Origin of the sequence: Caulobacter sp. BE254 (assembly GCF_031457295.1) — a bacterium.
Taxonomy (GTDB): Bacteria; Pseudomonadota; Alphaproteobacteria; order Caulobacterales; family Caulobacteraceae; genus Caulobacter.
The window spans coordinates 60,469-83,877 of sequence record NZ_JAVDWJ010000011.1 but is presented as its reverse complement, the minus strand read 5'-3'; the positions used below and the strand labels follow the sequence as shown (position 1 = coordinate 83,877).

25 protein-coding genes are annotated in these 23,409 nt (G+C 68.5%); 10 read left to right on the top strand and 15 right to left on the bottom strand.

Features of this window, described 5'->3' with window-relative positions; translation table 11 throughout:
• Positions 1-60 precede the first annotated feature (60 nt).
• Both chrA and rlmJ read right to left on the bottom strand, forming a co-directional pair.
• A complete protein-coding gene (chrA, locus tag J2X41_RS18440) occupies positions 61-1,338 on the bottom strand; it encodes a chromate efflux transporter (protein ID WP_310084053.1) in 1,278 nt (425 codons plus the stop codon).
• On the bottom strand, positions 1,335-2,156 hold the full coding sequence (rlmJ, locus tag J2X41_RS18435) for a 23S rRNA (adenine(2030)-N(6))-methyltransferase RlmJ (RefSeq protein ID WP_310084050.1): 822 nt from the start codon (positions 2,154-2,156) through the stop codon (positions 1,335-1,337). The genes chrA and rlmJ overlap by 4 nt, the downstream gene beginning before the upstream one ends.
• 184 nt (positions 2,157-2,340) lie before the next feature.
• Here rlmJ and J2X41_RS18430 point away from each other — a divergent pair, with 184 nt between their 5' ends.
• The gene (locus J2X41_RS18430) at positions 2,341-3,357 is read left to right on the top strand and encodes a DNA topoisomerase IB (RefSeq protein ID WP_310084047.1); all 1,017 of its coding nucleotides are present in this window, start codon (positions 2,341-2,343) and stop codon (positions 3,355-3,357) included.
• A 196-nt stretch (positions 3,358-3,553) separates the two neighbouring features.
• On the opposite strand, the gene J2X41_RS18425 is transcribed toward J2X41_RS18430, so the two are convergent.
• Positions 3,554-4,807 (bottom strand): DUF6596 domain-containing protein, encoded by a 1,254-nt coding sequence (locus J2X41_RS18425; RefSeq protein WP_310084044.1) that lies wholly within the window; start codon positions 4,805-4,807, stop codon positions 3,554-3,556.
• Between the two features lie 2 nt (positions 4,808-4,809).
• Positions 4,810-5,211: a YciI family protein gene (locus J2X41_RS18420; protein ID WP_310084042.1), complete on the bottom strand. Its 402-nt coding sequence runs from the start codon at positions 5,209-5,211 to the stop codon at positions 4,810-4,812.
• Between the two features lie 199 nt (positions 5,212-5,410).
• Here J2X41_RS18420 and J2X41_RS18415 point away from each other — a divergent pair, with 199 nt between their 5' ends.
• Genes J2X41_RS18415 through J2X41_RS18405 form a run of 3 tightly spaced genes read left to right on the top strand, consistent with a single transcriptional unit; the run spans position 5,411 to position 7,156 of the window.
• Positions 5,411-6,010 carry a DUF2975 domain-containing protein gene (locus J2X41_RS18415; protein ID WP_310084040.1) on the top strand — a complete coding sequence of 200 codons (600 nt, stop codon included), beginning with the start codon at positions 5,411-5,413 and terminating at the stop codon, positions 6,008-6,010.
• On the top strand, positions 6,010-6,267 hold the full coding sequence (locus J2X41_RS18410) for a helix-turn-helix transcriptional regulator (RefSeq protein ID WP_310084037.1): 258 nt from the start codon (positions 6,010-6,012) through the stop codon (positions 6,265-6,267). The genes J2X41_RS18415 and J2X41_RS18410 overlap by 1 nt, the downstream gene beginning before the upstream one ends.
• A gap of 25 nt (positions 6,268-6,292) precedes the next feature.
• Positions 6,293-7,156 (top strand): alpha/beta hydrolase, encoded by an 864-nt coding sequence (locus J2X41_RS18405; protein WP_310084034.1) that lies wholly within the window; start codon positions 6,293-6,295, stop codon positions 7,154-7,156.
• Between the two features lie 18 nt (positions 7,157-7,174).
• Here the strand turns inward: J2X41_RS18405 and J2X41_RS18400 are convergent, their stop codons facing one another.
• A complete protein-coding gene (locus tag J2X41_RS18400; RefSeq protein ID WP_310084031.1) occupies positions 7,175-8,155 on the bottom strand; it encodes a YafY family protein in 981 nt (326 codons plus the stop codon).
• Between the two features lie 95 nt (positions 8,156-8,250).
• On the opposite strand from J2X41_RS18400, the gene J2X41_RS18395 reads away from it, so the two are divergent.
• From J2X41_RS18395 to J2X41_RS18385, 3 genes are all read left to right on the top strand, one after another.
• Complete coding sequence (locus J2X41_RS18395) at positions 8,251-8,595, top strand: hypothetical protein (RefSeq protein WP_310084027.1); 345 nt, start codon at positions 8,251-8,253, stop codon at positions 8,593-8,595.
• A gap of 281 nt (positions 8,596-8,876) precedes the next feature.
• Positions 8,877-9,698 carry a flagellin gene (locus tag J2X41_RS18390; protein ID WP_310084025.1) on the top strand — a complete coding sequence of 274 codons (822 nt, stop codon included), beginning with the start codon at positions 8,877-8,879 and terminating at the stop codon, positions 9,696-9,698.
• Between the two features lie 370 nt (positions 9,699-10,068).
• The gene (locus tag J2X41_RS18385) at positions 10,069-10,890 is read left to right on the top strand and encodes a flagellin (RefSeq protein ID WP_310084021.1); all 822 of its coding nucleotides are present in this window, start codon (positions 10,069-10,071) and stop codon (positions 10,888-10,890) included.
• 54 nt (positions 10,891-10,944) lie between these two features.
• On the opposite strand, the gene J2X41_RS18380 is transcribed toward J2X41_RS18385, so the two are convergent.
• The 7 genes from J2X41_RS18380 to J2X41_RS18350 all read right to left on the bottom strand — a co-directional run bounded on the left by J2X41_RS18380 (position 10,945) and on the right by J2X41_RS18350 (position 17,212).
• Complete coding sequence (locus J2X41_RS18380) at positions 10,945-11,490, bottom strand: GNAT family N-acetyltransferase (protein WP_310084017.1); 546 nt, start codon at positions 11,488-11,490, stop codon at positions 10,945-10,947.
• Between the two features lie 247 nt (positions 11,491-11,737).
• Positions 11,738-11,938 carry a hypothetical protein gene (locus tag J2X41_RS18375; protein ID WP_028040174.1) on the bottom strand — a complete coding sequence of 67 codons (201 nt, stop codon included), beginning with the start codon at positions 11,936-11,938 and terminating at the stop codon, positions 11,738-11,740.
• Between the two features lie 106 nt (positions 11,939-12,044).
• Positions 12,045-12,431, bottom strand: a complete 387-nt coding sequence (locus J2X41_RS18370; protein WP_310084014.1) for a Rieske (2Fe-2S) protein — start codon at positions 12,429-12,431, stop codon at positions 12,045-12,047.
• Positions 12,428-13,435, bottom strand: coding sequence for a fumarylacetoacetate hydrolase family protein (locus tag J2X41_RS18365; RefSeq protein ID WP_310084012.1), 1,008 nt, complete (start codon positions 13,433-13,435; stop codon positions 12,428-12,430). Before J2X41_RS18365 ends, J2X41_RS18370 begins: the two co-directional genes overlap by 4 nt.
• Positions 13,436-13,476: 41 nt before the next feature.
• The gene (hmgA, locus tag J2X41_RS18360; protein ID WP_310084009.1) at positions 13,477-14,760 is read right to left on the bottom strand and encodes a homogentisate 1,2-dioxygenase; all 1,284 of its coding nucleotides are present in this window, start codon (positions 14,758-14,760) and stop codon (positions 13,477-13,479) included.
• A 169-nt stretch (positions 14,761-14,929) separates the two neighbouring features.
• Entirely contained in the window at positions 14,930-15,991 is a 1,062-nt protein-coding gene (gene hppD, locus J2X41_RS18355; protein ID WP_310084006.1) for a 4-hydroxyphenylpyruvate dioxygenase, read from the bottom strand.
• 99 nt (positions 15,992-16,090) lie between these two features.
• The gene (locus J2X41_RS18350) at positions 16,091-17,212 is read right to left on the bottom strand and encodes an aminotransferase class I/II-fold pyridoxal phosphate-dependent enzyme (protein ID WP_310084003.1); all 1,122 of its coding nucleotides are present in this window, start codon (positions 17,210-17,212) and stop codon (positions 16,091-16,093) included.
• Positions 17,213-17,652: 440 nt separating this feature from the next.
• Here J2X41_RS18350 and J2X41_RS18345 point away from each other — a divergent pair, with 440 nt between their 5' ends.
• Positions 17,653-18,057: a hypothetical protein gene (locus tag J2X41_RS18345; RefSeq protein WP_310083998.1), complete on the top strand. Its 405-nt coding sequence runs from the start codon at positions 17,653-17,655 to the stop codon at positions 18,055-18,057.
• Positions 18,058-18,319: 262 nt separating this feature from the next.
• Positions 18,320-18,928: a hypothetical protein gene (locus J2X41_RS18340; RefSeq protein ID WP_310083996.1), complete on the top strand. Its 609-nt coding sequence runs from the start codon at positions 18,320-18,322 to the stop codon at positions 18,926-18,928.
• 6 nt (positions 18,929-18,934) lie between these two features.
• Here J2X41_RS18340 and J2X41_RS18335 read toward each other — a convergent pair whose 3' ends face one another.
• Positions 18,935-19,405 (bottom strand): Lrp/AsnC family transcriptional regulator, encoded by a 471-nt coding sequence (locus J2X41_RS18335; protein WP_056760809.1) that lies wholly within the window; start codon positions 19,403-19,405, stop codon positions 18,935-18,937.
• A gap of 196 nt (positions 19,406-19,601) precedes the next feature.
• Here J2X41_RS18335 and J2X41_RS18330 point away from each other — a divergent pair, with 196 nt between their 5' ends.
• Positions 19,602-19,904 (top strand): hypothetical protein, encoded by a 303-nt coding sequence (locus J2X41_RS18330; RefSeq protein WP_310083994.1) that lies wholly within the window; start codon positions 19,602-19,604, stop codon positions 19,902-19,904.
• 127 nt (positions 19,905-20,031) lie between these two features.
• On the opposite strand, the gene ftsZ is transcribed toward J2X41_RS18330, so the two are convergent.
• Positions 20,032-21,567 carry a cell division protein FtsZ gene (ftsZ, locus tag J2X41_RS18325; RefSeq protein ID WP_310083991.1) on the bottom strand — a complete coding sequence of 512 codons (1,536 nt, stop codon included), beginning with the start codon at positions 21,565-21,567 and terminating at the stop codon, positions 20,032-20,034.
• 489 nt (positions 21,568-22,056) lie between these two features.
• Positions 22,057-23,382 (bottom strand): cell division protein FtsA, encoded by a 1,326-nt coding sequence (gene ftsA / locus J2X41_RS18320; RefSeq protein WP_310083988.1) that lies wholly within the window; start codon positions 23,380-23,382, stop codon positions 22,057-22,059.
• Between the last annotated feature and the right edge of the window lie 27 nt (positions 23,383-23,409).

The following is a 23,409-nucleotide window of genomic DNA, read 5'->3' as shown; positions in this document are numbered from 1 at the left end:
TGTTGCAGTGCAGCATAACACGGTTTTGGCGTTAGCGAGTCGCAAAATCGCGACCCAGGCTCAAATCAGTCCGGTCGCGCCTAGAACTAGGCCGGCGGCGACCATGGCCCCCACCACCGCCAGGATCGGGGCGCGGACGGCGAACACCAGGCCGCAGGCCAGGACAGTCAGGGCCGCCGCCGGCAGGTTGACGCTGGCCAGGTCCGGCAGTTCGGCCCGCAGCGGTCCCCAGGCGCGGACCGCTCCCACCCGGAACAGCAGGTGGATCGTGAACCAGACGGCGAGGTTGGCGATCACCCCGACGGCCGCCGCCGAGACCAGGGCCAGGGCGCGGGCGGGCCGGGGACGCGACCGCAGGCGGTCGAAGAACGGTCCGCCAGCGAAGATCCACAGGAACGACGGCGCGAAGGTGGTCCAGGCGGCCATCAGCCCGCCGGCCAGGGCAGCGACCCAGGCCCAGTCCGGCGGCGCGTTCTGGTAGGCTCCGACGAAGCCGACGAAGACCAGCACCAGCACCAGCGGCCCCGGCGTCGTCTCGGCCAGGCCCAGGCCGTCCAGCATCTGGCCCGGCGCCAGCCAGCCGAACGCGCTGGCCGCCTGGCCGACATAGGCCAGGGCCGCATAGGCGCCGCCGAAGCTGGCCACGGCCAGGACGCTGAACACCCCGCCCATCCGGGCCAGGGTCGATCCCGGCGCCAGCGCCAGGGCCAGCAGCACCGGCCCCAGCCAGACGGCCAGGCAGACCAGGGCTGTCCGCCAGGGGGTTCTTACCGAGGGTTCGAATCCCTCCGTCTCCGCCACGCCTCCGCCGAGGGCCCAGCCCACCGCGCCGGCGGCCAGGATGATCAGCGGAAAGGGCAGGACGGTGAAGGTCAGGGCGGCGAAGGCCAAGCCCGCGGCCCACCATCCCGCCGGGCTCCGGATCGCCCGGCCTCCCATGCGGAGCAGGGCCTGCAGCACCAGGGCGACCACCGCCGCCTTCAGGCCCAGCAAGGCCGGTCCCGCCCAGGCCGCGCGGCCGTGGACGACGTACAGCGCCGACAGGCCCAGCATCACCAGCAGACCCGGCAGCACGAACAGCAGGCCCGCCGCGACCCCGCCGCGCACGCCGTGCAGCCGCCAGCCCAGCCAGGTGGCCAGCTGCTGGGCCTCCGGTCCGGGCAGCAGCATGCAGAAGCTCAGGGCGTGGGCGAACCGTTCCTCGTCGATCCAGCCCCGCCGTTCCACCACCTCGCGGTGCAGCAGGGCGATCTGGCCGGCCGGACCGCCAAAGCCCAGGCAGCCGACCTTGAGCCAGACCCAGAACGCTTCCCGAAAGCTGAGCTGGCCGGTCGTCACGCGCGCCAGATCCGCGCCTTGGCGCCGGCGTCGCCGAGCGTGTCGGCCAGCCAGGTCGTGACCTCGGCGATCGCGCCTTCCGCGGATTTCGGTGCCCCGACCACGACCATCGCACAACCGTTCATCTTCATCGGATCCGTCAGCGGCCGCAGGCGCAGTTCCGCAGCTAGCGCGTCGTTCGTGACGGTTTCCATCGCCCGCATGAAGGCGTCGAAGGTTTCCAGGTCCTTCAGCGGCATCCAGGCGGCGATCACCGCGTCCTTGTCCCGGGCCAGCACCGCCCTGGTGGTGGCGACGATCTGGGCGTAGTCGTCGCTGCGCTCGAACGGCGGGTCGATCAGCACGAAGGTCCGCCCTCCCCGTCCGGCCCGCGCGACGGCCGTGGCGTAGCCGTCGTCCTTGACGGCCTGGGCCAGGGCGTACGGCGCCAGGGTGCGGCGCAGGCTGTCGAAATCGTCGGGCCGCAGTTCGCAGGCGGTGTAGCGATCGGTCTTGCGCAGGGCTCGCGCGATCAGCAGCGGCGAGCCGGGATAGAGCGAACCCGCTCCGCCGCCGTTCAACGCCTTCACCGCGGCGACCAGGGGCGCGAACACGGCCGGGACCTCATCCATCGCCAGCAGCTGCCCGACGCCCGCCGCCGCCTCGCCCGAGCGCTGGGCCATGTCGCCGCCCAGGTCGTAGGCCCCGGCCCCGGCATGGGTGTCGATCACCGACAGCGGCGCCGCGCCGTCGGTCAGCACCTTCAGCAGGGCCAGCACGATCGCGTGCTTCTGCAGGTCGGCGAAGTTGCCGGCGTGGAAGGCGTGTCGGTAGTTCATGTCTGGCGCGTCGCTCCCGGAACCGGCGCTCCGTCTATCACGTTGGCGGAGATTAGGGCTGGGAGCGTTCGGTGACGCGGCATTTTTCCAAGGGTGGCAAGGTCAGCTGGACCTGGAGCGCGCGCACCGGCCAGGAAGACGGTGGCCGCGCCCGGAAGTCGGGTTCGGACCCGCGCGGAGACCGATGACCGTGGCCCGCGACACGCAAGAGACCCTTCCCGCCGAACGCACCCTGCTGGCCTATGTCAACGACCAGGAGCGGGGCATCCGCCGCCTGCCCCGCGGCAAGAGCTTCGCCTATGTCGACGAGGACGGCCGGCCCGTGAAGGACGAGGCGACCCTGGATCGGATCAAGGCGCTGGCCATACCGCCGGCCTGGACCAGCGTCTGGATCTGCCCCGATCCCAATGGTCACATCCAGGCGGTCGGCCGCGACCAGAAGGGCCGCAAGCAGTATCGCTACCATCCCGACTGGCGGGCCGATCGCGACGCGCGCAAGTACGACCGCATGGCCGCCTTCGGTCGCGCCCTGCCTCGGCTGCGCCGGCGGGTGGCCGCCGACCTGGCCCGCCGGGGTCTGCCGCGCGAGAAGGTGCTGGCCGCCGTGGTCAGCCTGCTGGAGCTGACCCTGATCCGGGTCGGCAACGACGAATACGCCAAGACCAACAAGAGCTTCGGCCTGACGACGCTGCAGAAGCGCCACCTGAAGCCGGCCGGCGGCGGGGCGGTGTTCGAGTTCAAGGGCAAGAGCGGCAAGATGCACAGGACGGGCTTCCGCGACCGTCGCCTGGCCCGGATCGTCGCCGCGTGCCAGGAGCTGCGCGGCCAGCGACTGTTCCAGTACATCGACGAGGACGGCCAGCGCCACGCGGTCGAGAGCAGCGACGTCAACGACTACATCCGCGCAGGCTGCGGCGACGACTTCTCGGCCAAGGACTTCCGCACCTGGTACGGCTCGTTGGCGGCGCTGGAGGCCCTCAGCCTGAGTCCACCCCCCACGACCCAGGCCGAGGCCAAGCGCACGCTCAACACCTGCGTCAAGGCCGTGGCCGGCCTGCTGGGCAACACCCCCGCCGTCTGCCGCGCGGCCTATATCCACCCCAAAGTGCTGGAAGCGTTCGAGACCTGCCAGCTGCCCCGGCGGCGGACTTCGTCGTCCAGGGCGAAGGAGCTGGCGCTGCTGAAGCTGGTGGGGAGGTGAGGTTCCGGCCGAACGGGACAGCCAAGATCGCAAAGACCTTGAATCCGTTGTCATCCCGGAAGCCTCGCAGAGGCTGTCCGGGATCCAGGGGACTGGGCTGACGCGGTGCGGTTCACCTGGATCCCGGACAAGCGCTACGCGCTTTCCGGGAAGACAACCCATGGGGTGGACGTCGCCTCCATTGAACAATTGATCCCTAAACCGCCTCGGCGAGGCGGGCCGCCTTGCCCTGCAGGTAGCGCTGCTCGGGCAGGCTGGCCGTCAGGGCCGCGGCGGCGCGATAGGCGGCGACCGCCTCGGCCTTGTCCCCAGCCATCTCCAGCAAGTGGGCCCGCACGGCCGCCAGTCGGTGATGGTCGGCGAGACGCTTGTCGCCCTCGAGCTCGGCCAGTCGCTCCAGGCCGGCGCCCGGCCCCTGCGCCATGGCCAGGGCCACGGCGTGGTTCAGCCGGACCATCGGGTTGTCGGCCATCCGCTCCAGCAGGCCGTACAGCGCCAGGATCTGCGGCCAGTCAGTGTCCTCGGCGCGGGCGGCCTCGTCGTGCACGGCGGCGATGGCGGCCTGGAGCTGGTAGGGACCGACCGCGCCGCGCGCCAGGCTGACCTCGACCAGCGCCACGCCCTCGGCGATGGCCGCGGCGTCCCACAGGCCGCGATCCTGCTCGGCCAGCGGAATCAGTTCGCCGTCGGGGCCCGTCCGCGCCGCGCGGCGGGCGTCGGTCAGCAGCATCAGGGCCAGCAGGCCGGCGACCTCGCCGTCGTCGGGCAGCAGGGCCTGGACGGCGCGCGCCAGCCGGATCGCCTCGATGGCCAGGTCGGCGCGTTGCAGCTCGGGCCCGGCGCTGGCCGCGTAGCCCTCGTTGAAGATCAGGTAGAGGACGTGCAGCACCGACCGCAGCCGCTCGCCGCGCTCCGTGGCGTCCGGCGCCTCGAACGGCGCCCCCGAGGCGCGGATGCTCTGCTTGGCCCGGCTGATGCGCTGGGCCATCGTCGCCTCGGGCACGAGGAAGGCGCTGGCGATCTCGGCCGTCGTCAGGCCGCCCACCGCGCGCAGGGTGAGGGCGATGGCCGAGGACGAGGTCAGGGCCGGGTGGCAGCACATGAACAGCAGGTTCAGCGTGTCGTCGCGTCCGGCCAGGGCGTCGAGGTCTTCGGACGGCGACACCACCTGGACGTCGCCCTCCGTGGCCACTGCCTCGCGCCGCCGACGGGCGATCTCGCGGCGGATCTGGTCGGTCATCCGTCGCGAGGCGACCTGCGCCAGCCAGCCGCCCGGGTTGGCCGGCACGCCGGTCTGCGGCCACTGGCGCGCGGCGGCCAGCAAGGCCTCCTGCACCGCGTCCTCGCCGGCCGCGAAGTCTCGGTAACGGCGGACCACGGCCGACAGGACCCGCGGCGCCAGTTCGCGCAGCAGATCCGTCGTCTGGCGGTCCAGCGCCGCCGGGGTCACGATCACATGTCCTCGCCGCTGGCCCACATGATCCGCCGCACCTCGACCGGCAGGTTCAATGGCGCGCCATCGGGACCGGGGCCTTCCGACCAGCGTGAAGCGGCGTAGTAGGCCCGCTCGGCCGTATCGACATCGACGATGACATAGCCGGCCAGGAACTCCTTGGTCTCCGGAAACGGACCATCGGTCACCTCGGGCGCCGCGCCCTGGCGCGCCCGCACGAACCGCGCATCGTCGGGGCCCGCCAACGCATGGGTGACGATCATCTCGCCCGAGGTGGTGAACTCCTCCCGGAACCGGCGCAGATGCTCCATGTGCGCCTGGACCTTCTCCTGCGGCCACTGGTCCATGGACGGGACGCTCCCGCCGGCCACGGGGTACTGCATCATCAGGATGTACTTCATCGTCGGTTCCCTTCGGTTGGAGCGCCGTCCTCCGGCGCTTTCGAGGGCAAGTCGGAGCCGTCCGGCCATCCTCGACATGACCCGCGACTTTTTTCGAGTCCGTCGATCCGGCACAAGCCCGGCTCCAGCTCGCGTCAAAAATATTATCGATTGACAGAAAGAAATTTCAGAACAATCTTGGCGTCACGGGAGGGACGCCATGAACACCGTCGTCAGACTCAAGCCGCGCGCCGAGACCATCGCCGCGCCCGAGACCGCCGCCCAGCGCCGCGTGCGCCTGGGCAGCCACGGCCTGGCCTGGCTGTTCACCGGCCTGCTGACTCTGTCGACGGCCATCCTCGTCGCCGCCCTGGTCACCATGCTGTTCTACAAGGGCGAGCTGGTCCGGATCGGACCCGACAACTGCTACATCGGCGAGGGGCCGCCCAACTCGGTCGCCTTCGGCTCGCTGCCGCTGACGCACCGGCTGATCTACTGCCTGGTCGGCGTCGTGCGCGCGACACCTATCATCATGCTGTTCTGGAGCCTGCGCGCGTTGTTCCACCTCTATGCCAGGGGTCGAGTGTTCTCGCCCGAGAACGGCCGAAGCTTCAGTCGGATCGGCGGCTGGCTGTGCGCCTACGCCCTCTCGCCCTTCGTCTGCCACCTGTTCCTCAGCGCCACGGGCTACGAGATCGACAAGAACTGGGCCCACATGGCCAGCCTCCAGGCCTTCGTCCTGGGCTTGCTGGTCTTGGTGATCGGCCAGGTCATGCAGGTCGGCCGCGAGATCGAGGAAGACCGCGAGGCGTTCGTCTGATGCCGATCATCCTTCGCCTCGACGTGATGATGGCCAAGCGCAAGGTGCGCTCCAACATCCTGGCCCGCGCCATCGGCGTCACCGAAGCCAATCTCTCCCTGCTGAAGTCTGGCAAGGTGAAGGGCATGAAGTTCGACACCCTGGAGGCGATCTGCGCCTTCCTGCACTGCCAACCGGGCGACATCCTCGAATACGCGCCCGAGGAAACGCCGGACCAGCTTCCCCACCACGAGCAAGACACGCTCAAGCGCGCCTGACCGGCGCTTCAACCAGGAGACATCGATGCGCCTGTTTTCAACGCCCGTTGCGGCGATCGCCCTCGGCTGCCTGCTGCTTGGCGGCGGCGTGGCGACGGCCCAGCCCGCGACCTCGACCCGCGCCACGCTGGCCGTCGACGGCGGGACGCTGGCCTACGAGACTTGCGGTGCCGGCCCCAAGGCGATCGTGCTGCTGCACGACGGCATCCTGCACTCGGCCGCGTTCGACGACGTCTGGCCGATCCTGTGCCAGCGCTTCCGGGTCGTGCGTTACGATCGCCGGGGCTATGGCGCCTCGTCTCCCGCCTTGGCGGCCTATGCTCCGGCCAAGGATCTGGAAGCTCTGATGAAGGCGGTCGGGCTGGAGCACGCCACCTTCGTCGGCTCGTCGTCGGGCAGCGGGATCGCCGTCGACTACGCCCTGGCTCATCCCGAGGCCGTCGATCGCCTGGTGCTGGTCGGCCCCTGGGTCAGCGGCTTCGACGTCTCGCTCGGCTTCATCGCTCGCAGCCTGAACCTGGCCGCCAAGGTGAAGATGGGCGACCTGGAGGGCGCGGTGAAGGACCCCTACATCCTGACCAAGACCGCCGACGCCGAACGCGCCCGGGTGGTGGCCTGGCTGAAGGCCAATCCCGGCAATCTGGGCGCCGGCGCGCGCGAGCGCCCGCTGGCCGTCGCCAAACCGCGCCTGGGCGAGATCCAGGCGTCGACCCTGATCCTGGTCGGAGAGGTCGACATCAAGGACGTGCAGGAGCAGGCCAAGGCGCTGGAGACCCTGATGCCGCACGCCCGGAGGATGATCGTGCCAGCCAGCGGCCACTTTCTGTATCTCGAACGCCCGGCGACCTTCGCCGAGATCGTCCGCGCCTTTGTCGAGGAACAGCCCTAGCCAGAGCGCGGGGCGCGATCAGCTCTCGTGCGCCTTCAGTGCCGTCTTCAGTTCCTCGACCATCATCTCGCGCAGCCCCGGCGGCGAGACGATCTCCACCGCGTCGCCCCAGGTGAACAGGTGCCAGGATAGCTCCAGCATGCCGCTGGCCCGGAAAGCGACGATGACCGAGCCGTCCGGGTCCTGGGTCACCACCTGGTTGGGATGGAAGCGCCAGCGCAGGGCGTCCTCGGCCCGGCTGGGGCCGATGCGCAGGACCACGTCCTCGATCTGGCCGTGATAGATGCCGAAGCTCTCGTCGGCGAAGGCCTGCAACGAGAAATCCTCGGGCGGCGGGGCCGGCTCGTCCAGGGCAGCCACCGCCTGCATGCGGTCCAGGCGGAAGGTGCGCGGACGAGGGTCCTTGCCCTCCGTCGCCACCAGGTAGTTGCTGTGGCCGAACAGGATGCCCAGGGGCGTGACCTTGCGGGTGCGGCCTGGCGCGCTGCCGCCCTCGTAGCGGAACGACAGGGCCTGCAGGCCCTTCACGGCCGTGCGGATAGCGGTCAGCACCTGCTCGCTCTCGAACGGGCGGGGGCCGGGGTGGACGGCGATGGTCTCGGCCTGGACCAGGGCCTCGACGTCGGGGGCCACCTTGCGCCGCGCCGCGCCGCGCAGAGCCGACAGCAGCTTGCGCTCCAGGGCGTAGAGGGCGGCCGCCCGCCCTTCGGCGCCGCCGGCGGCGTAGCTGTCGGCGGCGGTGCGCAGGGCCGCCAGTTCCTCGGCGGTGGGGGTCTGGAACAGGCTGTCCAGACCTGACGGGATGCGGAAACGCCTGGTCGGCGGGTCCTCGATCGCCTCCATCTGCGGAAAGGCGGTCCAGACGGCGTCGCGCATGCGCTCGGCGGTGCGCCGGCCCACGCCCATGGCGCGCGCCATCTCGTCCAGGGTCAGGCCCTCGGACGATCCGGCCAGCGTCCGGGCCAGGTCCAGCAGTCGGGTCGCCTTGTCGTGTCGCATGGCCGGACTCTATACGACCGTTTTTGACGCAGAACACCTTCAAAAGCGAGACTCAAGAACCCCGCCGGACAGAACACCCGATCTGGAGCCCGCCCATGAACCGTCTTCTCACCCAGGATTGGCACGTCGCCCCGGTCAGCGCCGCCATGATCTCGGCCGTGCTCGGCTTCGCCGACATCCACCGCGACCTCGGCGGCGGGCGCACCCTGATGCGGCTCAGCCCCGAGCGCGTGCTGCGGGCCGACATCATCCTGCTGCTGGGCCGCGACGCCGAACGGGCCGCCGACATCGGCCTGGTGTGGGACGACCGCGAGGACCAGATCGTCCGGATCATCGACGACGCGGCCCTGCGCGCCTCGCGACAGGCCGCCTGGGAGGAGGCTTTCGACCTCTTCGACGCCGACGACCGCGACCCGGCGCCGCAGCGACTGTGCGCCTGACCTTCCAGCGGCGGACATTCGGTCGCAGGCTTCGCCGGGCGATTTCGCCGGCAAGTTGTCGCCATCCAAAGCAATTGCTGGCTCGGACGAGTATTGCGTCAAATCGACACACGTCCCTACGATTGTAATATAGGCATGCAGATTTTTCCCGCTTAACAATCCTGCTCCAGCAAGAAGTTCCGGGTTCATTCATTTTAAACGAGCGGCCGACATCCTGATCACGAGCAAAATGCTCCCGGCAGTCAAAATGACGTCGGAACCCTTGAATAGGAATACGTCGGATGCCGCTGAATAGCGTCAACACCAACTCGGGCGCGATGATCGCCCTGCAGAACCTGAACACCACCAACAGCGAACTTCAGGTCACGCAACAACGCATCAACACCGGCAAGAAGGTCGGCAACGCCAAGGACAACGGCGCGATCTGGGCGATGGCCAAGGTCCAGTCCTCGACCGCCGGCTCGCTGAACGCCGTGAAGGACTCGCTGCAGCGCGGCCAGTCGACCATCGACGTGGCCCTGGCCGCCGGCGACACCGTCACCGACCTGCTCGGCAAGATGAAGGAAAAGGCCCTGGCCGCTTCCGACACCTCGCTGAACACCGCCTCGTTCAACGCCCTGGTCTCCGACTTCACCTCTTTGCGCGACCAGATCACCAAGGCCGTCACCAACGCCAAGTTCAACGGCGTGTCGATCGCCGACGGCACGACCACCAAGCTGGCCTTCCTGGCCAACGCGGACGGCACCCAGTTCACCGTCAACGCCAAGACCCTGTCGCTGGTCGGCCTGGGCCTGTCGGCCGCCTCGACCTTCACGACCGCCGCCGCGGCCAAGTCGATGATCGACACCGTCAGCAAGGCCATGGGCACGGCGACCAACAAGCTGGCTTCGCTGGGCACCAGCTCGACGGGCCTGGACACCCACCTGACCTTCGTCGGCAAGCTGCAGGACAGCCTCGACGCCGGCGTGGGCAACCTGGTCGACGCCGACCTAGCCAAGGAAAGCGCCAAGCTGCAGTCGCTGCAAACCAAGCAGCAGCTGGGCGTTCAGGCGCTGTCGATCGCCAACCAATCGTCCCAGTCGGTCCTCAGCCTGTTCCGCTAAGCGGTTCGGACGTCGAGTTCAGCACCTTGAAGGGCGGGTCCTTGGACCCGCCCTTTTCTTTCGCCCGCGGCGCGACAAGACTCGCCCCGCGCCGAGCCGGCGCCTACCAGATGTTGTATTGTCAGGATCAGGTCCCGGCCGGCAGAGTCAACGGCGGGTTAAGATTCCCCCCAGGACTCTCAACCAAAAGCACTCGATTCAACACAAGGACTTTCGTCGAATCGGAATGACTAACGAGTCATTATCCACGCCGCGAAAATAGCTGCGACACTTTTACAATATCGAAAGCACGATCGTGGATGCTGGCGACGAGCAAAATGCTCCCGACCGTCAAAATGACGTCGGCAACCTTGAATGGGAAACCGCCGAAATGGCTCTGAACAGCATCAACACGAACTCGGGCGCGATGATCGCCCTGCAAAACCTGAACGCCACCAACAGCGAACTTCAGGTCACGCAACAACGCATCAACACCGGCAAGAAGGTCGGCAACGCCAAGGACAACGGCGCGATCTGGGCGATGGCCAAGAACCAGTCGAGCACCGCCGGCTCGCTGAACGCCGTGAAGGACTCGCTGCAACGCGGCCAGTCGACCATCGACGTGGCCCTGGCCGCCGGCGACACCGTCACCGACCTGCTGGGCAAGATGAAGGAAAAGGCCCTGGCCGCTTCCGACACTTCGCTGAACACCGCTTCGTTCAACGCCCTGCAGTCGGACTTCAACAGCCTGCGCGACCAGATCACCAAGGCCGTCACCAACGCCAAGTTCAACGGCGTCTCGATCGCCGACGGCACGACCACCAAGCTGGCCTTCCTGGCCAACGCGGACGGTTCGCAGTTCACGGTCACCGCCAAGACCCTGTCGCTGACGGGCATCGGCCTGTCGGCCAACGCGACGTTCACGACCGCGGCGACCGCCAAGTCGATGATCGACAGCGTCAGCAAGGCTCTGGGCACGGCGACCAACAAGCTGGCCTCGCTGGGCACCAGCTCGACCGGCCTGGACACCCACCTGACCTTCGTCGGCAAGCTGCAAGACAGCCTCGACGCCGGCGTGGGCAACCTGGTCGACGCCGACCTGGCCAAGGAAAGCGCCAAGCTGCAGTCGCTGCAAACCAAGCAGCAGCTGGGCATCCAGGCGCTATCGATCGCCAACCAGTCTTCGTCGTCGATCCTCAGCCTGTTCCGCTAAGCACAGCGTACCGCGTAAGCGTAGGAAAGGGCGGGTCCTCGGATCCGCCCTTTTTTATTGGACCGCCCCCGGCAGCGCCTTACCCATCCGCACCAGCGGCACCTGCACGCCGCGGGAGGTCGGCGCGAAGAACCGTTCGATCTCATGATAGCCGCAGGCCCGGTACAACGGCTCGCCGGCCAGGGTTCCGGCCAGCTCGCAGCGCGTGAACCCCTCCCCCGCCGCCGCGGTCTCGCAGGCCTCCAGGATCAGCCGGCCCACCCCTTTGCGGACATGGTCGGGATGGGTGTACATCGCCCGCACCCTGGCCGCGTCGCGGGCCGGATCCAGCAGGGCCGCGTCGCGCCCGGCCGAATGGTCGCCGCCGAACAGGGTGGCCCGCCGGCTCCAGCCGCCGCAACCGGCCAGGTTTCCGCCGTCCTCCACGACGAAATAGGTGCCGTCGGCGATCAGTTGGCTGTCCAGCCCCATGACGTCGAACGAGGCCGCCACCTCATCCGGGGCCAGGAAGGGCCTCAGCAGTTCGCCGATCGAGGCGTTCATCAGGTCGCGCAGGGCGGGCAGGTCCTCGGGAACGGCGAGGCGAAGGGTCAGGCTCACGGGGCGGCTCCGTCTGGATCGCCGTGAGTCTGGCGGCCCGCCGCGCCCGCGCCAAGGCCGTTCGAACCACCGCGGCGACGGTTTTCAGCTCTGCCTGAAAAAAAATTCCATGACAACGTTGTCACGAAAGCGGTCTTGAGTTATAGAGATTTCAGCCCTTCTGGGCGTTTCCTCCTATGCGACTTTCGGCCGTCTTCTCTCCTGTGGAAGGCGGCCTTTCTTTTGCCTGTAGCCTGGCTTGCCAGGCTCACAGCCGGCGACCGATCCGCGCCAGGCTGCCCACCGCCCCGGCGGCGAACAGGCCGCTGCGCCAGGCGCTCTCGCGGTCCGGCGCCTCGCCGCTGGCGGCGACGCGGGCCTCGAAATCCATCACCTGCCAGGTCCAGGCGTCGTTGCCGGCATGGATGACCACGGCGTAGTCGTTCATCTGCACCTGGGCGAAAGGCATTGGTCGGCTCCCTGTTCTACGGAGCAGACTTAAGGGCGTGAGATCGCTCGATCGTGGCGCGGGTTTCCACGGACGGGAAAGGCGGCGTGGAGCTTTCGTGCAGGCCTCAGGCCGTGACGATCCGGCCGTCCTCGACGCGCACCGGCCACGGCGACAATCGCGCCCCGACACAGGGGCCGCCGACGCAGGTCCCGCCGACGATCTCGAACAGCGCCCCGTGCCAGGAGCAGGCGATCAGCTGGCCGTCCGGCGTCAGGTAGCGGTCCAGCACCTGGGCCAGCGGCAGGCCGGCGTGCGGGCAGCGGTCGACATAGCCGAACGCCGCCTCGCCTTGGCGCACCACGAAGCCGTGGAAGCGCCTGTCGCCGATCTGCAGCACATAGTTCCGCGCCCCGGGATCGGCGATCTGGTCGAGCGGGCCCAGGTTCACGCCGGCCGGCGTGACCCAGACCCGCCCGACAGACTCGGTTTCGGGCGCGGCCCCTGGGCTCAAATGCGCTCGACCGTCTGCTCGATGGCGCCGAAGACCGAATGGCCCTTGGCGTCGCGCATCTCGATGCGGATCGTGTCGTCGCCCATCAGGAACGGCGTCTTGGGCGCGCCGCTCAGGAGGGTCTCGACCGTGCGCAGTTCGGCCAGGCACGAATAGCCCACGCCGCCCTCGGCGATCGGTTTGCCGGGCCCGCCGTCGGGGCCGCGGTTGCTGACCGTGCCCGACCCGACGATGGTGCCGGCCGCCAGGGCGCGGGTCTTGGCGGCGTGAGCCACCAGGGTCGCGAAGTCGAAGGTCATGTCGACCCCGGCGTCGGCCTTGCCGAAGTCCTCGCCGTTCAGGGTGACCAGCAGCGCCCCGTGCAGCTTGCCGTCCTTCCAGGCCTCGCCCAGCAGGGCCGGCGTCACCGCCACGGGCGAGAAGGCGCTGGCCGGCTTGGACTGGACGAAGCCGAACCCCTTGGCCAGCTCGTCCGGGATCAGGTTGCGCAGGGAAACGTCGTTGACCAGCATGACCAGGATGATGGCCTCCAGGGCCTCCTCGCGGGTCGCGCCCAGCGGCACGTCGCCGACGATCACCGCCACCTCGCCCTCCAGGTCGCAGCCCCAGGCGGAATTGGCCAGCGGGATGGTGTCGCGCGGCCCCAGGAAACCGTCCGAGGCGCCCTGGTACATCAGCGGATCGGTCCAGAAGCTTTCAGGCATCTCCGCTCCGCGAGCCTGCCGCACCAGCTGCACGTGGTTCACATAGGCGCTGCCGTCGATCCACTGGTAGGCGCGGGGCAAGGGACTGGCGGCCTCGTGCTCGTGGAAGCGCTCCTGGGGCACGCCCCCGTGCTCGAGGCTCTCGGCCAGGGCCTTCAGCATCGGCTCGCAGCGCTCCCAGTCGTCGAGGGCGGCTTGCAGGGTCGGCGCGATCGTTCCGGCGTCGGTGTACCAGGCCAGGTCCTTGGAGACCACCACCAGCCGGCCGTCGCGGCCGCCCTTCAGGGACGCAAGCTTCATGTGCGCTTCCTCTTTGCTTCGTTGTTGGGCCGACCGACGCCCTAAGGCAGCTTGGCCTTCGGAAAGCCGGTCCAGCAGGCGTCATAGTCGGCCTGAAGCGCGGAAGTCTCCAGCGCGAACTTCGTCGGCCGGATCACCCAGCGGCTTTCGAACATGAAGGCCATGGTCCCGTCGATCTTGTGCGGCCCGAGTTCCGCCTCCGTCGCGCCCTTGTGGCTGGCGACGTCTGGGCCGTGGTCGCTCATCATGTTGTGCAGGCTGGCCCCGCCGGGCGAGAAGCCGCCGGCCTTGGCGTCATAGGCGCCGGTGACCAGCCCCATGAACTCGCTCATCACGTTGCGATGGAACCACGGCGGGCGGAAGGTGTGCTCGGCCACCATCCAGCGCGGCGGGAAGATCACGAAGTCGACATTGGCCGTGCCCGGGATCTCGCTGGGCGCGGTCAGCACGGTGAAGATCGACGGGTCGGGATGGTCGAAGCTGACCGTGTTGATCGTGTTGAACCGGGCCAGGTCGTACTTGTAGGGCGCGAGGTTCCCGTGCCAGGCCACCACGTCCAGCGGGCTGTGGTCCCAGATCGCGGCCCAGAGGCCGCCCTGGAACTTCTGGATCACCTGGATGGGATGGTCGAGATCCTCGAAGGCGGCGACGGGGGTCAGGAAATCGCGGCTGTTGGCCAGGCCGTTCGAGCCGATGGGTCCCAGCTCGGGCAGGCGGAACCCCTGGCCGTAGGTTTCGCAAACATAGCCGCGCGACGGGCCGTCCAGCTCGACCCGGAAACGGACGCCACGCGGGATGACAACGACCTCGCCGGGGGCGGCGTCGATCCGGCCCAGCTCGGTGACGAAGCGCAAGCGCCCTTGCTGCGGCACGATCAGCAGCTCGCCGTCGGCGTTCTGGAACACCCGATCGATCATCGAGCTGTTGGCCAGGTAGAGATGGGCGGCCATGCCCTGCTGGACAGCGACGTCGCCGTTGCCGGCCAGGGTGACCAGGCCGTCGACGAAGTCGGTCGGCGTCTGGGGAACCTCCAGCGGATCCCACCGCAGCCGGTTGGGGGTGAGGACCGCGGCATCGAACGGCCCGCTCGCCAGGGCCTCCTGAATGTAGGGCGCATAGGGCCCGTGGCCGGCGCTGGGCCGCAGGCGGTAGAGCCAGCTGCGGCGGTTCTCGTGGCGGGGGGCGGTGAAGGCCGTCCCCGACAGCTGCTCGGCATAGAGGCCGTAGGGCGGCTTCTGCGGCGAGTTCTGGCCGACCGGCAGGGCGCCGGGCACGGCCTCGCTGGAGACGTGGTTGCCGAAGCCGGATTGGTACTGGAGGTCCATGAGCGTTTCCGTGACCCTCTGGCCGTCATCTATCGTTGTCATCCCGGAAGCCTCGCAGAGGCTGTCCGGGACCCAGGGGAACCGCACCGCATCAGCCCAGTCCCCTGGGTCCCGGCTCTACGCTACGCTTCGGCCGGGATGACACGGAAGGGGCATTCGGGCGAAAGCCCTAAGCCTCGACCGTGATCACGCCGCGGCGGATCTGGTCCAGCTCGATGCTCTCGAACAGGGCCTGGAAGTTGCCGTTGCCGAAGCCCTGGTTGCCCTTGCGCTGGATGATCTCGAAGAAGATCGGACCGAACAGGTTCTCGGTGAAGATCTGCAGCAGCAGCCCCTCCTCGCCGACCTTGCCGTCCAGCAGGATACGGTTCTTCCTCAGGCGCTCCAGGTCCTCGCCATGGCCGGGCACGCGCTTGTCGACCAGCTCGTAATAGGTCTCGATGGTGTCCTGCAGCTTGACGCCCCGGGCCCGCAGCTTCTCGACGGTGTCGTAGATGTCGGGCGTGGTCAGGGCCAGGTGCTGGATGCCCTCGCCGTTGTACTGGCGGATGAACTCCTCGATCTGGCTCTGGTCGTCCTGGCTCTCGTTGAGCGGGATGCGGATGGCCTTGTCGGGGGCGATCATCGCCTGGCTGAACAGGCCGGTGGCCTGGCCCTTGATGTCGAAATACTTCTGCTCCTCGAAGCCGAAGACGTCGCGGTAGAAGGTCGACCAGGTGCGCATCTGGCCCCGGCGGACGTTGTGGGTCAGGTGGTCCAGCAGGTCCAGGCCGACGCTGTTGGCCGCCTCGGCCTCGGCCGCGCCGGGAACCGGCGTCCAGCTGGAGAACACCGCGTCCGGACCGGCCACCAGGTACAGCATCGAGCCGCCGATGCCTTCCAGCACCCGCGCGCCGTCGCCCAGCACGGTCAGGCTCGCGTCGGCCGCCACCGCGCCGCGCTTCAGGGCCTCGGCATAGGCCTGGTCGACGTCGGCGACGGTGAAGGCCATGCCGTTGGCCGAGGGGCCGTGGGCGGCGCGGAACTCGGCGACCTGGCCGGTGGCCTCGTCATTGACCAGCAGGTTGATCCGGCCCTGCTTGTAGCGGGTCACGGCCTTGGTCGGGTGGGTCGAGGCCGGGACAAAACCAAGCTGCTCGAACAGCGCCTTCATGGCGGCGGGCTCGGGGCTGGTGAACTCGACGAAGGCGAAGCCGTCGAGGCCCAGGGGGTTTTCGGTCGTGATCGTCATGGGAGGGCTCCAGCGAAGCGATCGTGATGGAAAGGTGGTGCGCCCTCGTCCTTCGACAAGCTCAGGATGAGGGCGAATGCAGCGGCGGCGCGATCTCCGTCACACGGCCAGGGCCGCCGGCAGGGCGGCGATCAGGCGGTCGTTGTCGGCGGGGCGGCCGATGGTGACCCGCACCCAGCCGCCGGGCACGGGCGTGGGCCGCACGATAAGCCCTTCCCGCAACAGACGCGCGGCGGTCGCTTCGGCGCCGGCCGGGCTGCGCAGGAACACGAAATTGGCGGCGCTTCGGGTGCGCTCCACGCCCAGGGCGTCCAGGGCCGCCTCGACCCGGCCGCGCTCGGCGATGGTCAGGGCGACGGTCCGCTCCAGGTGCTCGACGTCGGTCCAGGCGGCCAGGGCGGCGGCCTGGCTGATGGCGGTGACGTTGAACGGCGGGCGGATGCGGTCGAGATAGCCGACCAGCTCGGCCGACGAGCAGATCCCGTAGCCGACCCGCAGGCCGGCCAGGCCATAGGCCTTGGAGAAGGTGCGGCCCGAGACCCAGGTCCCGCCCCAGGCCTTCAGCAGGGCCAGGGTGTCGAAGGCCTCGTGATATTCGCGGTAAGCCTCGTCGATGAAGACCACGGTCGAGCGCGGCGTGACGGCCAGGATCTCGGCCAGGTCGACGCCGGAGAGGGCCGCGCCGGTCGGGTTGTTGGGCGTGCACAGCACCAGCAGCTTGGGGCCCTTGGCGGCCTCCAGCTTGAAGGCCTCGACGTCGAGGTCGAAGCTTTGGAGACGCGGCACGTCGATCAGGCTGGCCTCGGCGCAACGGCCGAAGATCTCGTAGGCCGGGAAGGTCGGCGAGGACAGCAGGATGCTGTCGCCGGGGTGCAGCACGGCGCGGAACAGGTAGTCGATCAGGGCCTCGGACCCGGGAGTCATGACGATGCGGGCCGGATCCACCGCCAGCCGCTCGCCGATCGCCGCGCGCAGGGTCTCGCAATAGGGGTCGGGATAGATCTCGGGGCTGGCCAGGGCCTCCTGCACCGCTTGCGCGACCTTGGGGCTGCACCCCAGCAGGTTCTCGTTGCTGGCCAGCTTGGACAGGTCGGCGCGGCCGGCCAGGCGGCCCGCCTCGGCCAGGGTCATGCCGGCCTTGTAGGCGCCCACGCCCTCCAGCGCCGGACGCACCGGCGAGACCAGGGCGGGCGACAGGGACTTTTGATCGACAACCAGCATGCGCCGCGCTCCTTGGCAGAACCAGGGTCAGGTTTAGCGCGAAGGCGGCGGCAGAACGTGGCGATTGTGACCCGCGTTGCGGTTATGTCGGTCACAATGTGCCGATATCTACGCGAAGAATATCACGTCACATACGCTCATCGAAACAAGTCACGCGACCCTCGCCGGCTTGGATCCCGATCTTTCGCTGACGGCGCGCAAAGTTATCCACAGGGTCGCCATGCAGATGCTCCCCCTCTGGGGGAGCTGTCGCGAAGCGACTGAGGGGGTCTTGCGGCCAATGCCGCAATCCCCCTCCGGCCCTCCGGGCCACCTCCCCCAGAGGGGGAGGATCTGACTTATCCCCGCTCCCGTAGAACCAAACCCCAACTCAATCAACGCCGTACACAAAAACGCACGTTTCCTGTCCCCACCCTCCAGGACGGCCGCACACTGGCGGCATGACCCAAGCTCAAGACATCCCCGCCTGGTGCCTGAACTTCCAGATCAAGCTGATGGACGCCCTCGAGGCGGCCTGGAAGAGCATCGAGGCCACCAACGATCCCGCCGCCATCCGCCAGGCCCGCGACAAGGCCAAGGCCATCGGCGACCTGGCCGCCATGGCCCGCAAGGTGGCGCTGATCACCCCCCGCGAGCGCGCCAAGCCCGCCGCGCCCACGATGACCGACGTCGTCGCCGCCGGCCTGGCCGCCACCCAGGGCGTGGCTGACCTGAGGGCGATGCAGGCGGACACCCGGCGCCCGGCCGTTCCGGAAGCCGCCCCGGCCGCCCCCATGGCGCCACAGGTCGAACACGCCCGCCGCGCGCTCGACAAGCTCAAGGGCGGCCGGCGCGGAAGGCTGTGAGCGGATCGCGGGTGCCCCCTCCTGTCCAATCCGCCCGCAGCGGCGAGGCCGCGCCTTAAAACCTTGTAGGCGAGCCTGCTCTGGCGGCTGGCCGAGTCAAGGACCGCCTCCGGCGGCCGCGTCGCGGCGACGCTCCGCGTCGTCCTTGACTCGGCCAGACGCCAGAGCTCCGATCCACCAAGGCTTTAAGGCGTGGCCCCATCCGGGGCGGATGGGCAGCCCGATAGCTCTGATGCTGTTTCAGTAGAAGGACGCCGCAGTTATGAAGTGGGGCAACTGGCTAGTCGGTGGATGCTGCACGATCTTTGTGCTGGTGATAGTGACCCCGACGGGCGTCTACGAGGGCATCTCGAAACTATCAGCTGGCAAGGATGCTGCGGCTTGGGTTCAAGCCGTAGGATCTATCATCGCAATTTTGGCCGCTGTAGCCGTGGCCGCTTATCAAAATCATCATGAGAATAAGCGTCGCTCCCGCGAGATCAATACTGCGATGTACATTCGCATGCAGGCAGCGATGTGGGCTTCTGACATGGCTGTGGCAGCGATCGCGTCCGTGCCTGGAGCACTCCAGAACGACGAGCAGTTGCCTGCCTTGGCAGAGTTTGGATTTCCACAACATACCTTTGATGATGCCGCTGCGACCATCGATCGATTACCTCTTCATGAATATGAGAGCGCGGAGGTTGCGGTCGCTCTATCCCTTCTCAGAACGCTTATTCGCGGCTCTCAAGAGAGAGCTAAAATTCTTGTCGAGCTTCTTCGTAATGGAAATTCGATCACCGAAATTATGTGGGAAGACCTTGAGGAAAGGATCGAGGACGCACTAAAACACCGCGATCTTATTCATGCGATTGGAACCCCAACCGCATAAGCCCCTCTACTCCAGATAGTCCAGCGGCAACGCTGTCGCGTCCTTGATCGTCTCCAGCACGAAGGACGAGCGGATGTCCTTGACCGCCGGCATCTTCAGCAGGCGCTTCATGGTGAAGTCGGCATAGGCGTCCAGGTTGGGGGCGACCACGCGCAGCAGGTAGTCGTAGCCGCCGGTCATGGCGTGGCAGCCCACCACCATCGGCTCGCGGCGGACCGCGTCGGCGAAGGCCTCGGCGGCGGTCTCGCTGTGGCGGTCGACCTGGACCTCGACATAGGCCAGCAGGTCCAGCCGCGCCTTGCGGCGATCCAGCAACGCCACATAGCCGGCGATCAGGCCCGAGGCTTCCAACTGCTTGACCCGGCGCAGGCAGGGGCTGGGCGACAGCCCGACCCGCTCGGCCAGTTCGACGTTCGTGACCGAACTGTCCTGCTGGAGGATCTCCAGGATCTTTCGATCGGCGCGAGTGAGCTTCATCGTGACCTGATTTTCCGAAAGCCTGGCAGACCCTGCCGATCCTAACCCGCTTTTCCGCCTCCCGACACCGTCGGGCGGAGCCTTAAGGCCAAGCCGGGCGTTGGGACCCCGAGGCTTCCGCCTCCACCCCGCCCGGCGCCGATCGGCGCCGGGTCACCGCGAGGACGATCAACGTCCCGCCGCCACGGAGAGACCCATGCGCACCGCCCTGCTGATTTCCGCCTCGATCGCCAGCCTGTCGCTGATGGCCTGCTCGCAGAAGACCGAGGACCACGCCGGCGCCGCCGCCGACCAGGCCGGCAAGGCCACCGCCTCGGCGGCCCAGGACACCGCCGCCAACGCCAACACCGCCGCCGCCAACACCGCCGCGGCCACGGACAAGGCGGTCGACAACACGGCCGCGGCCGCCGACAAGGCCGCCAAGAACACCTCCGACGCCGTCGGCGTCGCCGAGCGCAAGGCCGACGCCGCCGCCGACGCGGCCGCCAAGACCCACTGAGGCGCATGATTGGGGACAGGCGCATGCGCCTGTCCCCGCCAGCGACCGCCAAAGCAAAACCCCCGGAGCTTTCGCCCCGGGGGTCTCGTTTACGCTTACTGTTACGCCACTAAACTTGTCGGGACTTTCAGTTGGCCAGGCGGCGCAGGAACGACGGGATCTCCAGATCCTCGCCCTCGTCCGTGGTCGGTTGGTCCAGGGGTTGCGACTGCGGACGGGCCGAACCGGTCTGGCGCGGGGCCGGAGCCGGCTGCTGCTCGTAGCGCTGCTGGCGGCCGCCGCCGAACAGGCTCATCCAGCCGCCCGACTTCTGGGCCCGGCGGTCTTCGTAGGTTTCGCTGTACAGCGGCTCGTCCTCGGCCTCGGCGACCATCGGGTCGACGATGCGGGTGACGCGCGGGGCCGGCGCGGCGACACGCGGCTCTTCCATCACCGGCTCCTCGAAGCGCAGGTCTTCCTGGGCTTCGGCGACCGGAGCGGGTTCCTCGTAGGCCGGTTCCGGCGCGTAGGAGGCGACCGGGGCGGCGGCGGGACGCTCGATCGGGCGCGGCTCGTAGCGCATGCCCGGGCGGGTGGTTTCGGCGGCGACCGGGGCCGGCGCCGGGGCGGCCTGCGGCGCGGCGGGCCGGGTCTCGGCGATCAGCGGCTGGGCCGTGGTGTTGCGCGAGACGGGCTTGGGCTCGATCTGGGCGATGGAGGCGCCGTCCATGCCGGTGGCGACCACCGACACGCGGATCACGCCGTCCAGCGACGGGTCGAAGGCGGCGCCGAAGATGATGTTGGCTTCCGGGTCGACCTGATCCGAGATCGCGTTCGCCGCTTCATCGACTTCAAGGAGCGTCATGTCCATGCCGCCGGTCACGTTGACCAGCACGGCCTTGGCGCCCTTCAGCGAGACTTCGTCCAGCAGCGGGTTGGCGATGGCGTTCTGGGCGGCCATCAGGGCGCGGTCTTCGCCGGTGCCCTCGCCGGTGCCCATCATCGCCTTGCCCATCTCGGTCATGACCGTGCGGACGTCGGCGAAGTCGAGGTTGATCAGGCCGGGCAGCACCATCAGGTCGGTGATCGAGCGAACGCCCGAGTGCAGCACCTGGTCGGCCATGCCGAAGGCTTCGGCGAAGGTCGTGCGCTCGTTGGCGACGCGGAACAGGTTCTGGTTGGGAATGACGATCAGGGTGTCGACATAGCGCTGCAGCTCGCCGATGCCGGCGTCGGCCAGGCGCATGCGGTGGCGGCCTTCGAAGTGGAAGGGCTTGGTGACCACGCCGACGGTCAGGATGCCGCGCTCGCGGGCGCACTTGGCGATGATCGGGGCCGCGCCGGTGCCGGTGCCGCCGCCCATGCCGGCGGTGATGAACACCATGTGCGCGCCGTCCAGGTGCTCGCCGATCTCCGGGAAGCTCTCCTCGGCGGCGCTCATGCCGACTTCGGGGTGAGCGCCGGCGCCCAGGCCCTGCGTGACCTGCACGCCCAGCTGGATGCGACGGTCCGTCTTGGCGAACTGAAGCTGCTGCGCGTCGGTGTTGGCCACCACGAACTCAACACCCTCGAGGCCGGCCTCGATCATGTTGTTGACAGCATTGCCACCGGCCCCACCGACGCCGAACACCACGATACGCGGCTTCAGTTCAGTGGTACGCGGCGCGGAAAGAGAAATAGCCATGGGACCCTCGCGTCCTAAACGCCGAATTCGTCAACTACCGAGCGGATCAACCGCCGGGAGTCATCTCGACGATCGGGTTAACAGAACAACCACCAACCTTAATCGGTGGTTAACTGCATAAGCTGAGTCGGCCCGGGGTCGATCCCCACGGCAGGGAAAAAATCCAGTTATCCCAAGGAATCGCTGAGGAATCGCCCGCTCGCCCAAGCTAGCTCGAAGGTTCGTGCGACGGAACGCCGCTGTCCGAAAAACCTTTGGAAAACCCGGTTTTCGAGGCCTCGAAAACTAGGCTGTGAGGCGTTTCCGACACTTAGATCGTAAACGTTCATGCTTAAGATCTGTTAAGACTTGGCCGCTGTTCTTGGCGAGCTTGGCCAAGACGGAAAATTCGCTTGGTCACAAAAATTTACAGTCACGCGCCAGGGCGCGCGACTCAGCCAAGCTTGCGTCGGTGGGCGGCGAAGCGAGGCGAGCCCCGCGATCGTTCGATCACAGATTGTCGCGCAGCCAGGCCGCTGCCCGGGCGACCGGGCTGGCGTTGGGGTCGAGCGGGCGCTTGCGGATCGCCGCCCCGGCCAGGGCCTTGGGCGAGACCACCTCGCGCGGGCCGAAGGCCGTGCGATGCAGGACGCCGGCGGCGGCGCAGAAGGCCGGTCCCGAGGCGGCGTCGGCCAGGTGCGGCACCCGGCGCGGACGGCCCAGGCGGACGGGACGGTCGAACACCCGCACGGCCACTTCGCGCACCCCGGCCAGCTGGCTGGCCCCGCCCGTGAGGACGATGCCGGCGCCCGGCTCGACCGGCGCGCCAGAGGCCTTCAGGCGCTCGCGCAGCAGTTCCAGCGTCTCCTCGACGCGCGGCTGGATGATGCCCTTCAGCAGCGACCGGGGCGCGATCACCGGGCCCGCGCCCGGATCGTCGCCGCGCGGCGGGGCCTCGATCATCTCGCGGTCCTCGTTGGCCGAGGCGATGGCCGATCCGTGCAGGGTCTTGATGCGCTCGGCGCCGGCGACCGAGGTCTGCAGGCCGCGGGCGATATCTTGCGTCACATGCCCGCCGCCGACGGCCAGGCTATCGACGTGGCACAGGGCGCCGTTGTTGAACACCGCCACCGAGGTCGAGCCGCCGCCCATGTCGATGCAGACCGCGCCCAGGTCCATCTCGTCCTCTTCCAGGGCCGCCAGGGCCGAGGCGAACGGCGCGGCGACCACGCCCTCGAAGCTGAGGTGGGCCCGTTCCACGCAGTGGGCCAGGGTGTGGAAGATGTTCTCGTTGATCGAGACGACCAGAAGCTCCAGACCCAGGGCGCGGCCGAACATGGCGCGCGGGTCGCGGATGCCGCGCTGGCCATCGACGGACCAGGCGATCGGCAGCAGGTGGATCGGCTTGCGGCCGGGAATGCGAACCTGGGCCAGGGCCGAGGCGATGGCCCGCGACAGGTCGCCGTCGCCGATCGGCCGGGCGCCCAGCGACACCTGGGTGTGGACGCGATGGCTGGCCAGCTGGCCGCCGGCCGTGCAGACGCTGACGCCCTGGACGTTGACGCCGGCCACGGTCTCGGCCCGCTCGACGGCCTGGGCAATGGCCTGGGCCGCCTCGTCGAGGTTGACGATCGCCCCGCCGCGCACGCCGCGCGATTGCACGTAGCCGACGCCGGCCGTGGTCAGGGTTCGGTTGTCGCGATGGATCCCATCGGCCTTCATGATGAAGCAGGTGACCTTGGACGCGCCAAGGTCGACGGCCGCGACCGCCGGCTGACGCACCAGCGTCGCCTTCAAGCCTTCGCGGGCTTGTTTCCGGTCATCCAGTCGCGACATGGTTACAGTCACCTCACACACAAGTTC

What these genes read in the sequence shown, in the direction of transcription:
- J2X41_RS18345 (WP_310083998.1), top strand. Translation starts at nt 17,653, where the DNA reads ATGACCCAAGCTCAAGACATCCCCGCCTGGTGCCTGAACTTCCAGATC.
- J2X41_RS18340 (WP_310083996.1), top strand. Translation starts at nt 18,320, where the DNA reads ATGAAGTGGGGCAACTGGCTAGTCGGTGGATGCTGCACGATCTTTGTG.
- J2X41_RS18420 (WP_310084042.1), bottom strand. Translation starts at nt 5,211, where the DNA reads ATGAAGTACATCCTGATGATGCAGTACCCCGTGGCCGGCGGGAGCGTC.
- J2X41_RS18330 (WP_310083994.1), top strand. Translation starts at nt 19,602, where the DNA reads ATGCGCACCGCCCTGCTGATTTCCGCCTCGATCGCCAGCCTGTCGCTG.
- ftsZ (WP_310083991.1), bottom strand. Translation starts at nt 21,567, where the DNA reads ATGGCTATTTCTCTTTCCGCGCCGCGTACCACTGAACTGAAGCCGCGT.
- J2X41_RS18415 (WP_310084040.1), top strand. Translation starts at nt 5,411, where the DNA reads ATGAACACCGTCGTCAGACTCAAGCCGCGCGCCGAGACCATCGCCGCG.
- J2X41_RS18400 (WP_310084031.1), bottom strand. Translation starts at nt 8,155, where the DNA reads ATGCGACACGACAAGGCGACCCGACTGCTGGACCTGGCCCGGACGCTG.
- J2X41_RS18410 (WP_310084037.1), top strand. Translation starts at nt 6,010, where the DNA reads ATGCCGATCATCCTTCGCCTCGACGTGATGATGGCCAAGCGCAAGGTG.
- J2X41_RS18375 (WP_028040174.1), bottom strand. Translation starts at nt 11,938, where the DNA reads ATGCCTTTCGCCCAGGTGCAGATGAACGACTACGCCGTGGTCATCCAT.
- rlmJ (WP_310084050.1), bottom strand. Translation starts at nt 2,156, where the DNA reads ATGAACTACCGACACGCCTTCCACGCCGGCAACTTCGCCGACCTGCAG.
- ftsA (WP_310083988.1), bottom strand. Translation starts at nt 23,382, where the DNA reads ATGTCGCGACTGGATGACCGGAAACAAGCCCGCGAAGGCTTGAAGGCG.
- J2X41_RS18405 (WP_310084034.1), top strand. Translation starts at nt 6,293, where the DNA reads ATGCGCCTGTTTTCAACGCCCGTTGCGGCGATCGCCCTCGGCTGCCTG.
- J2X41_RS18335 (WP_056760809.1), bottom strand. Translation starts at nt 19,405, where the DNA reads ATGAAGCTCACTCGCGCCGATCGAAAGATCCTGGAGATCCTCCAGCAG.
- J2X41_RS18350 (WP_310084003.1), bottom strand. Translation starts at nt 17,212, where the DNA reads ATGCTGGTTGTCGATCAAAAGTCCCTGTCGCCCGCCCTGGTCTCGCCG.
- J2X41_RS18365 (WP_310084012.1), bottom strand. Translation starts at nt 13,435, where the DNA reads ATGAAGCTTGCGTCCCTGAAGGGCGGCCGCGACGGCCGGCTGGTGGTG.
- J2X41_RS18395 (WP_310084027.1), top strand. Translation starts at nt 8,251, where the DNA reads ATGAACCGTCTTCTCACCCAGGATTGGCACGTCGCCCCGGTCAGCGCC.
- hppD (WP_310084006.1), bottom strand. Translation starts at nt 15,991, where the DNA reads ATGACGATCACGACCGAAAACCCCCTGGGCCTCGACGGCTTCGCCTTC.
- hmgA (WP_310084009.1), bottom strand. Translation starts at nt 14,760, where the DNA reads ATGGACCTCCAGTACCAATCCGGCTTCGGCAACCACGTCTCCAGCGAG.
- J2X41_RS18385 (WP_310084021.1), top strand. Translation starts at nt 10,069, where the DNA reads ATGGCTCTGAACAGCATCAACACGAACTCGGGCGCGATGATCGCCCTG.
- J2X41_RS18390 (WP_310084025.1), top strand. Translation starts at nt 8,877, where the DNA reads ATGCCGCTGAATAGCGTCAACACCAACTCGGGCGCGATGATCGCCCTG.
- J2X41_RS18430 (WP_310084047.1), top strand. Translation starts at nt 2,341, where the DNA reads ATGACCGTGGCCCGCGACACGCAAGAGACCCTTCCCGCCGAACGCACC.